Annotated in this window: 10 protein-coding genes; 6 read left to right on the top strand and 4 right to left on the bottom strand. The window is 54.3% G+C overall.

Going from position 1 to position 8,061, the window contains the following annotated elements:
- The first annotated feature begins 365 nt into the window (after positions 1-365).
- From ubiG to PHE17_RS14450, 6 genes are all read left to right on the top strand, one after another.
- A complete protein-coding gene (gene ubiG, locus PHE17_RS14475) occupies positions 366-1,079 on the top strand; it encodes a bifunctional 2-polyprenyl-6-hydroxyphenol methylase/3-demethylubiquinol 3-O-methyltransferase UbiG (RefSeq protein ID WP_301016600.1) in 714 nt (237 codons plus the stop codon).
- Entirely contained in the window at positions 1,079-1,651 is a 573-nt protein-coding gene (locus PHE17_RS14470) for a hypothetical protein (protein ID WP_301016599.1), read from the top strand. The genes ubiG and PHE17_RS14470 overlap by 1 nt, the downstream gene beginning before the upstream one ends.
- 184 nt (positions 1,652-1,835) lie before the next feature.
- Positions 1,836-2,168: a hypothetical protein gene (locus tag PHE17_RS14465; RefSeq protein ID WP_301016598.1), complete on the top strand. Its 333-nt coding sequence runs from the start codon at positions 1,836-1,838 to the stop codon at positions 2,166-2,168.
- A 49-nt stretch (positions 2,169-2,217) separates the two neighbouring features.
- Positions 2,218-2,868, top strand: a complete 651-nt coding sequence (locus PHE17_RS14460; protein WP_301016597.1) for a hypothetical protein — start codon at positions 2,218-2,220, stop codon at positions 2,866-2,868.
- A 47-nt stretch (positions 2,869-2,915) separates the two neighbouring features.
- Positions 2,916-4,139, top strand: a complete 1,224-nt coding sequence (locus tag PHE17_RS14455; protein WP_301016596.1) for a HAMP domain-containing protein — start codon at positions 2,916-2,918, stop codon at positions 4,137-4,139.
- Complete coding sequence (locus tag PHE17_RS14450) at positions 4,136-4,687, top strand: hypothetical protein (RefSeq protein WP_301016595.1); 552 nt, start codon at positions 4,136-4,138, stop codon at positions 4,685-4,687. Before PHE17_RS14455 ends, PHE17_RS14450 begins: the two co-directional genes overlap by 4 nt.
- 19 nt (positions 4,688-4,706) lie before the next feature.
- Here PHE17_RS14450 and PHE17_RS14445 read toward each other — a convergent pair whose 3' ends face one another.
- Genes PHE17_RS14445 through PHE17_RS14430 form a run of 4 tightly spaced genes read right to left on the bottom strand, consistent with a single transcriptional unit; the run spans position 4,707 to position 7,913 of the window.
- Complete coding sequence (locus PHE17_RS14445; RefSeq protein WP_301016594.1) at positions 4,707-5,399, bottom strand: 2OG-Fe dioxygenase family protein; 693 nt, start codon at positions 5,397-5,399, stop codon at positions 4,707-4,709.
- Between the two features lie 20 nt (positions 5,400-5,419).
- The gene (cmoB, locus tag PHE17_RS14440) at positions 5,420-6,397 is read right to left on the bottom strand and encodes a tRNA 5-methoxyuridine(34)/uridine 5-oxyacetic acid(34) synthase CmoB (protein ID WP_301016593.1); all 978 of its coding nucleotides are present in this window, start codon (positions 6,395-6,397) and stop codon (positions 5,420-5,422) included.
- Positions 6,394-7,122 (bottom strand): carboxy-S-adenosyl-L-methionine synthase CmoA, encoded by a 729-nt coding sequence (gene cmoA / locus PHE17_RS14435; protein ID WP_301016592.1) that lies wholly within the window; start codon positions 7,120-7,122, stop codon positions 6,394-6,396. The genes cmoB and cmoA overlap by 4 nt, the downstream gene beginning before the upstream one ends.
- Positions 7,122-7,913, bottom strand: coding sequence for an SDR family NAD(P)-dependent oxidoreductase (locus PHE17_RS14430; RefSeq protein WP_301016591.1), 792 nt, complete (start codon positions 7,911-7,913; stop codon positions 7,122-7,124). Before PHE17_RS14430 ends, cmoA begins: the two co-directional genes overlap by 1 nt.
- Positions 7,914-8,061 lie beyond the last annotated feature (148 nt).

Below are 8,061 nucleotides of genomic sequence, written 5' to 3'. Positions count from 1 at the left end.
GCAAAAGTGGTCGGTTATCCACCACTGGAAGCCTGCTTTGCAGACCTTTTTACTCATGTTCGGCGAAGAGCGCGTCCCGCTCTCCGCCCTATGAAAATTTGTTACACAGTTTATTTGACAGACTCCAAGAAACCTGAAATCACAAAGAAGATGTCGACACTAACAAAACCACTTGCGAAACCCGGTACTCGGGCTTGGAACAACAGCCCTGCCAGCACAGCCAGAGCCCGTAAACCATCAATATCAGGTCGATAGTACGTAAGCCCTATCTTTGCTACCATAAAGTACCCTAAACACTCATCGAAAAATTCTGGCTAACAGTACACCAAATGAACAAGTTTTTATACTTATCAGGAACAGGCTTGATGACTACACAACATCCCAACGTTGACCCCAATGAAATCCGCAAGTTTGAAGAGCTTGCCTACCGTTGGTGGGATACGAACAGCGAATTCAAGCCGCTGCACGACATCAACCCCTTGCGCTTGAACTACATTGACGACCGTGTGCAGTTGCAAGGCAAAAAAGTCATCGACATCGGTTGTGGCGGCGGCATCCTTGCCGAAAGCATGGCACGGCGTGGCGCACAAGTGACTGGCATCGACATGGGCGCAACCCCACTTTCTGTCGCCCAGATGCACGCCCTTGAATCCCAAGTCGAGGTCGAATACCGCCAAATCAGCGCGGAAGCCATGGCAAACGAAGCCGCCGGACAATTCGACGCCGTGACTTGCATGGAAATGTTGGAACATGTCCCCGACCCGGCTTCCGTGATTGCCGCTTGCGCCACGCTGGTCAAACCGGGTGGGGATGTTTTCTTTTCCACCATTAACCGCAACCCCAAAGCATTTTTGCTGGCGATTATCGGCGCGGAATACGTGATGAACATGCTGCCCAAAGGTACGCACGAATACGGCAAGTTCATCAAACCTTCGGAACTTGAAAAATGGGCACGTTCCGTCGGACTGGAACTGCGTAACATCGCAGGCATGACATACAATCCGCTGTTCCAGAGTTACCGTTTAGGTAAAGATGTTGATGTAAATTATTTAATGCACTTCAAGAAGGAAAGTAATTGATGATAGCCAAACATGCAGTCCCCCTGCTGCTGTTGCCCTTGCTGTTCAGTGGCTGCGCTGTGCAGTACGACGGCGTACAAGCCACCCCCACTGGCGATGTGCGTCTGGCGAGCATGACCCCAGACATGCAACAGAAAATTCAAGAACTGGAGGCCGCGCTGATTTCGCTTGACCCCGCGACGATCAGCCCACGGGAAGCACACGATGTTGCCCATGACGCCTTCGTTTACCCAATGTATCTGGCAAATGACTGGGGCTTGACGTGGCCTCCGCTGTTCCACAATACCCTGCGCAATGCCAACCAGCGTAAAGCGGGCTTGTGTGTGGATTGGGCGCGGGCAATGCGGGCGCGGATGCGTTCCAAAAACCTGCAAACCTTTGATCTTTACTGGGGTGTCGCCTACAAAGGCAATGCATGGCGTGAACACAGCACCCTGATTGTCACTGCCAAAGGCAAGCCGTTCAGCAGCGGTATCTTGCTCGACCCTTGGCGTGATTCCGGCAAACTGTTCTGGAGTACGGTCAAGGATGATGAACGTTACCCGTGGAAATATTTCGAGGGGCCGGGTTAAACCCGTCCGCGCCGACCGACACAGATGCCCCGTAAATCGGGGCATCCTTTTTTTATCCCCTTGCACACCCGCCTAATAAGAAAACATTGAGATAGATCAACAAAAATCATCATCCCTGCCCCACAACCTGAGTGGATACCCTATCTTCGTTAAGTATCAAAAAATAATGCCTGAGGAACTTGGAATGGAAACCAAAACCCCAACCACTGCCACATTGGAACGTATCCTCGCCATTCCCGGTGTCACGGGCGTGACCCTGACCGACCCAATGGGTGACGTATTGCACTCCAGTGCGGGCGACGAAGGCATGGACGAACTGATCGCCTTCTTTTCCGGCATGTTACCCAGCATTGGGGATGCGGCGGGTGTCGGCTACATTCATCAAGCTATCCTCAAAAGCCCACAAGACGACAATTTGCTGTTGCTGGCAGAAAAAGAGCAAACATTGGGTGTAACCATCAAGCCCCGCGTACCCATCGCAGGCATCAGCGAACAAATCATGACCGTGCTGCAATAACAGCAATATAGCCCCAGGAAGGGAACTTATTTCCACGAAGGAAAAAACTATGGACAATGCATTAGCCAGTATCCGCCACCTTAAAGGCGTCCACGAAGCTTGTACCTACCACCAACAAACCATCGTGCAATCTACCTTCCCTGCGACGCAGGAGAATGTATTACTGCCGGTCTTGCAGCAAATCGAACACATATTCCTTGCGGCGGAAGCTGTCGGTAAAAGCTACGATGAGCTTTATCTGGTGCTGGGGGACGGCATGTTCGTGGCCTATTGGCTCCAATCCAGCCATATCGTGCTATTACTGACTGACCAGCGCATCAACTTGCCCTTGATCCACATGGGGGTTAAATCCGCCGCTAATAAACTGTTGAGCAGCCGGGAGCCTGAAACTGCTACGCCTCCCGCTCCCGAACCAGCCCCTGCCATCCCCGTTCCCCCACCGCCACCGCCCACGTCTCCTATTCCCACTGCCCCTGACCCCAATCTTCAACCTCGACTGGATGCTTTGCAGAAACTGCTCATCCACCATCTAGGGCCTGCCGCGCGTTGGGTTTTCAGCGATGCCCTCAGCCATTGGCAGCAGCGTTATTCCCCCACCAACCAGCAATTGCCCCAACTGCTGGCACTGTTACTGCCAGAATTTGAAACTGAGGCAGAACGGCAAGCATTCCAGCAGCAGGCACAAACATTGATCCAATAAGCTGCGAGTGATTACAGCATCCATCATGTCTAAAGGAGTAGACCACCATGCAAATACGCATCCATAAAATCCGCACACGGGTGTTGTTAGCCTTGCTGCTAACCAGCCTATTACCCCTGTTCCTGATGGGGGGATATGCCCTCCAATCCTCTGTCGACACCTTGCGCAAGCACAGCATATCCAACCATGAAGCCAAGCTGGCGCTGCTCAATGAACAAATCCAGATGTTTTTCCAAGGGGTGCAAGGCGACTTGTTCTACCTGCGGGATTCCAATGATGTGGGCTTGTACCTCACGTCCAAACTCAAGGGCGACGATGCCACCCGCCAGTTAATGCTGGGCAACCTACGCAGCAGCTTCCAGAAATTTTCCCAGAACCGAGGTATTTACGACCAAGTGCGTTTGCTGGACAGCACGGGGATGGAACTGATTGACATCCAGTACGATGGCAACAAAGCAGACATCATCCCGGATGACCGGCTGGAAAATAAAATCAGCCGTTACCCCATTTACAGCACCCTGAAACTGCCAGAAGGCGGGCTATTCATTTCACAATTCGACCTTAAGCATCTGAAAGACAAAGCAGAACTCCCACCGCGCCCGACTATCCGTTACGGTACACCGCTGTTCAGTAAGGAAAAGCAACTGCAAGGAATGATCATCTTCAACACACTGGGCAAGAAAGTCATTGATCTGGTTGCGAATGCCCAAAGCGAAGGTGAGAAGCTGCTGTTCATTTCCCCTGAGGGCTACTATTACTACCACCCCGAAGCTGACAAAACATGGGGTGCGCCCATCGACTTGAACACAGGCCACACACTGTTCAAAGACTACCCGGAACTGACCGGACGTTTGTCAGACAGCGCCACGCCCGTGTCATTTGAGCAAGATAACAATTTCATCTCAACCCTGCCCATCAAGCTGGATAACGGCAAGATGAATGTGGGGACACTGGTCAGCATCGCCGACAGCCATACTGTATTTGCGCCGGTAAGGGCAACCCTGTGGCGTTTCCTCGGCATTGGGGCATTGGTGTTGGTACTGGCAAGCGCGATGGCATTCTGGCTGTCCCGGCAGATTTCCCGCCCGCTGGATCAACTGACCGACGCAGTGGAACGTTTAAGCCAAGGTGAAACCGATACGCCAGTGGATGTCCCTGCCTATGACAAAACCCAAGAACTGGGAGCCGCCATTGAACGTTTACGCAAATCACTGAACATTTTCATCCGCCGTGCGGGCAACGCGCCACGTAATGTGGGGGGGCAACCATGAATATCCGCCGCACACTCTTGCTGGCATTTGGCTTTGCCGTTGGGCTAAGCCCCGCCCTGCACGCCGAAGATAAGCCGGATGCGGTTTTCCAGGCAGCCAAAGACTTGATGACAGTCCCAACACCTGCCCCTGCTGCCCCCGAAAGCCCTGATGCGGTATTCCAAGCGGCGCAAGGCTTGATGAAAGGGGAAACTGTCACTACCACCGCACCTGCTGCTCCGGTTGCTGCACCCACGGACAACCAAGCGGCGGACAGCAAACCAGCGGAAGAGCAAGGGAAACCTGCCGAAAAGCCAGCAGCGGACACGCCATCTCCGGCAGCAAAATCATATGGGGAAGTGAGTACGGAAAAAACACCGGACGGGCAAACCCTGACCTATTTCACCGTGAATGAAGGTGCATCCCTGTCGATGGTCGCAACACAGTTGTACGGCAGTACCGAAATGTACCGCCAGATTTACGAAGCCAACCGCGACAAGCTTGCCTCACCGGACGTGATCCCGACGGGTTTCAAACTGCTGTTGCCTACCCCACCCAGCAAACCCTGACGTTCAGCAGGACAGCCCGTTACTGCTTATGGAATGTCAGTACCAGCACATCCCGCCATGCGGGCTGTGTTGGGTCTTGCGGGCTGATTTCCGTCACCCCGTGGTAGACAGCACGGTCATTCACCAGCACGATGTCGCCCGCCTGTTCCAACGTCCCTTCCCCGAGTGGGCGCATGTCATTGTCGTAAATGCGGCTTACCCCGCCTTTCACATTGTGCCGATCCATCATCATGATCAGGATGTATTCCGCACCATCTTTATGCACGCCTTCCGGGGTCGGTTTGCCCAATTGGTCGGGGCGGGCAACGATGCGGAACTGGTGTGATTGGATGCGCCACAATTCCGCTGGATTATGGGAAAACAGCCCGGTTGCCCAGCGCACGATTTCAAGCAATGCCGGGTTATTCAAGGTGGTCGGCAGCCATGCGCGGAAATTGCGGTTAAACCCGCCGTGTACATGGTTGTAATGGCTACTTTGGTAATGCGGCTCATGAGGAAGCACCGTCAGGCGCTTGTTTTGCCAATGAAAAACGGAATAGCGCCGGTAGCGGTAAGAGCCGCCATCACGCAGGTAAGGGTCACGCAGCAAGTTGTTCCAGCTTTGGCGGAAGCGCTGGTACGCCTGCCCCATGCGCTGGGTAAGGTGTTGCTGTAACTGGCTGGCTTCACCAAGCGCCAAGATAAACCCTGGTTTTTGCAATAGCGTATTCACGATCCTCACTTCACTCAATTTTATGACGCCGGGGTATTGGCGATCAAAGTAGCCCGTAATGGGGCGGGATAACCTTCAATAGTACGGCTATTGTCCGCCGGGTCAAGGAAATCAGCTAAAGATTCACCTTTACTCCACGCCGTACAACGTTGTTCTTCCACACTTGTTGTCGTTATATCCACCACCCGGACATGGGTGAAGCCCAGCCGTTTCAACCACAATTCCAGCATCGGCACAGATGGGATAAACCACACATTGCGCATTTTGGCGTAACGGTCATGCGGCATCAGCGCGGTGTGTTCGTCGCCTTCCACCACCAAGGTTTCCAGCACCAATTCACCGCCCGCCCGCAAGGCACGACGCAATTCCTGCAAATGCCCTAAGGGGTCACGCCGATGGTACAACACCCCCATTGAGAAGATGGTGTCGAAACCCTTCTGGCGCAAGTCCGGCAAGTCTTCACTTTTCAGCGGCAACATCCATACCGGCTGTTCGCCAGCGTAACGCTTTACCAGATTGAATTGTGTGAGAAATAGCAAAGTGGGGTCAATTCCGACCACGGCTTGCGCCCCTGCCCCCAACATGCGCCACAGGTGATAGCCACTGCCGCAACCAACGTCCAGCACAATCCGGTCTTGCAAGGAAGTCAGGTGTGGAAATACCCGTTCCCACTTCCAATCCGAACGCCATTCGGTATCAACCTGCACGCCGAACAGTTCGTAAGGGCCTTTGCGCCACGGGATCAGGGCTTGCAGGGAAGCAGTCAATTGGGCGCAGGCGTTTTCATCTGCATCCGTCGCCGCGCCAATGCGTACTGCGCTGCTGTTGAAATCGGTACTGGAAGGCTGGATGTCCGGCAAAGCATCCAGTGCCGCTTGCCATTCCGCTTGTTTGCCGTGGGTATTTTCTTGGGCAGCGGATTGCAATTGCGCGGGTAAAGTATCTAGCCACGCTGCGAGGCGGGAATTCGCCAAAAAAGCGTAAAGGGATTCACTCACGATTTCACCGCCAGCATCGAGGCAAAATTGAAGCCTTGGAACCATTGCAGCACTTGCCCAAACCCCGCCGCCTGTAAGCGTTCCACATGCTGCGCGGTGGTGTCGGGGATCAGCACATTATCCAGCGCGGAACGTTTCTGGCTGATTTCGAGTTCGCTGTAACCGTTGGCACGCTTGAATTCCAAGTGCAAATCCGTCAGCAAATCCTGCCCGGCGGGGTCGGCAAACTGGAGCTTTTCCGACAACACCAACACCCCGCCGGGGCGCAAGCCTGCATAGATGTTACGTAACATCGCCAAGCGTTCGGCGGGATTGAGGAATTGCAGGGTGAAATTCAGCACCACCACCGAAGCGTTTTCCAGCGTGACGGCTTGGATGTCGTCGCAGATTACTTGGAATTGTCCGGCAGGCAAGTGGCGTTGCAGGATTTGCCCGCAACGGCTGGTCATCGCAGCGGAATTGTCCACGCACACGAAACTTACCCCCGCTTCCCGCACTTGCGAAGCCATCGACAAGGTAGCCGCGCCCAGCGAACAGCCGAGGTCGTAAATGCGTGTGCCAGGTTGTGCGTAACGTTTGGCGATGATGCCCAGCAGCCCGATGATGGTTTCATAGCCGGGTACGGAGCGGCGGATCATGTCAGGGAACACGTCCGCGACCGCTTCGTTAAACGCAAAATCCACCACCTGACCTTGCGGCAAGGCGTAGATAGCATCGCGCTGCATTAGGCTTCTGCCGCCTCCCCTGCCCAACGCGCATCCGCAGGTTGGTCGGGGAACTTGAGGTGTTCGCCAGTACGTTTGCCCGCATCCGCACCCAAAAAGTACAGGTAAGGGCCAACCACCGCTTCCGGGCGGGCAATGCTGTACGGGGTTTCGCCGGGGAAATTCAAAACCCGCAGGCTAGTACGTACCGCGCCAGTATCCACGGTATTGACGCGCATGAAGTTCTGCGCCTCATCGTATTCTTGCGACAGGATCGTGCAAAATGCCTCCATGCCCGCTTTCGCCACACCGAATGCGCCGTAAAACGCTTTGGTGGAATTATGGCTGGCAAACACGATAGAAGGGTCAGCGGCCTCTTCCAGCAATGGCAGGCAGGCTTTGGTCAGCAGGAAATTGGCTTGCAGGTTCACCATGATCATTTTCGCCCAGATTTCCGTATCGTAATACTTGATCGGGGTGAAAGAGGCCAACCATGCGGCGTTCAGCATCACGCCATCCAAGCGCCCCAGTTGTTCGCGGATGTTATTGGCGAGGTCGTCGTAATCTTTGGCGGTCGCGCCTTGCATGTCCAGCGGGTAAATCGCCGGTTCTGGGTAGCCTGCGTTGACGATTTCATCGTAAGTCCCTTCCGTGCGGCGCATTTCCTTGTCCAGCATCACCACGGTCGCGCCGTATTGCGCACAGGCTTTCGCAATGGCTTTGCCCAAACCTGCCGCAGCACCTGTGACCAGAATCACGCGGCCTTGCAGCGCCTCGGGGGTGGGTACATACGCGAGTAAATCTTCCTGCATTGAAACACTCCGATTGGGGAATCCTGAAAAGATGCAGAGTGTAACGCTTATCCGACTGAGGGTGTAGGGTACAGGTCAAGAAAGCCCCGAAAGAAAACGTCCGTTAAACACAGGGATAGTGTGGTATATTCGGGCAACCGCAGCGGCA

Origin of the sequence: Thiothrix sp., from assembly GCF_028714775.1 — a bacterium.
GTDB lineage: Bacteria > Pseudomonadota > Gammaproteobacteria > Thiotrichales > Thiotrichaceae > Thiothrix.
Note: the sequence above shows the minus strand (reverse complement) of the source record. Positions and strands in the feature narration are given on the sequence as shown.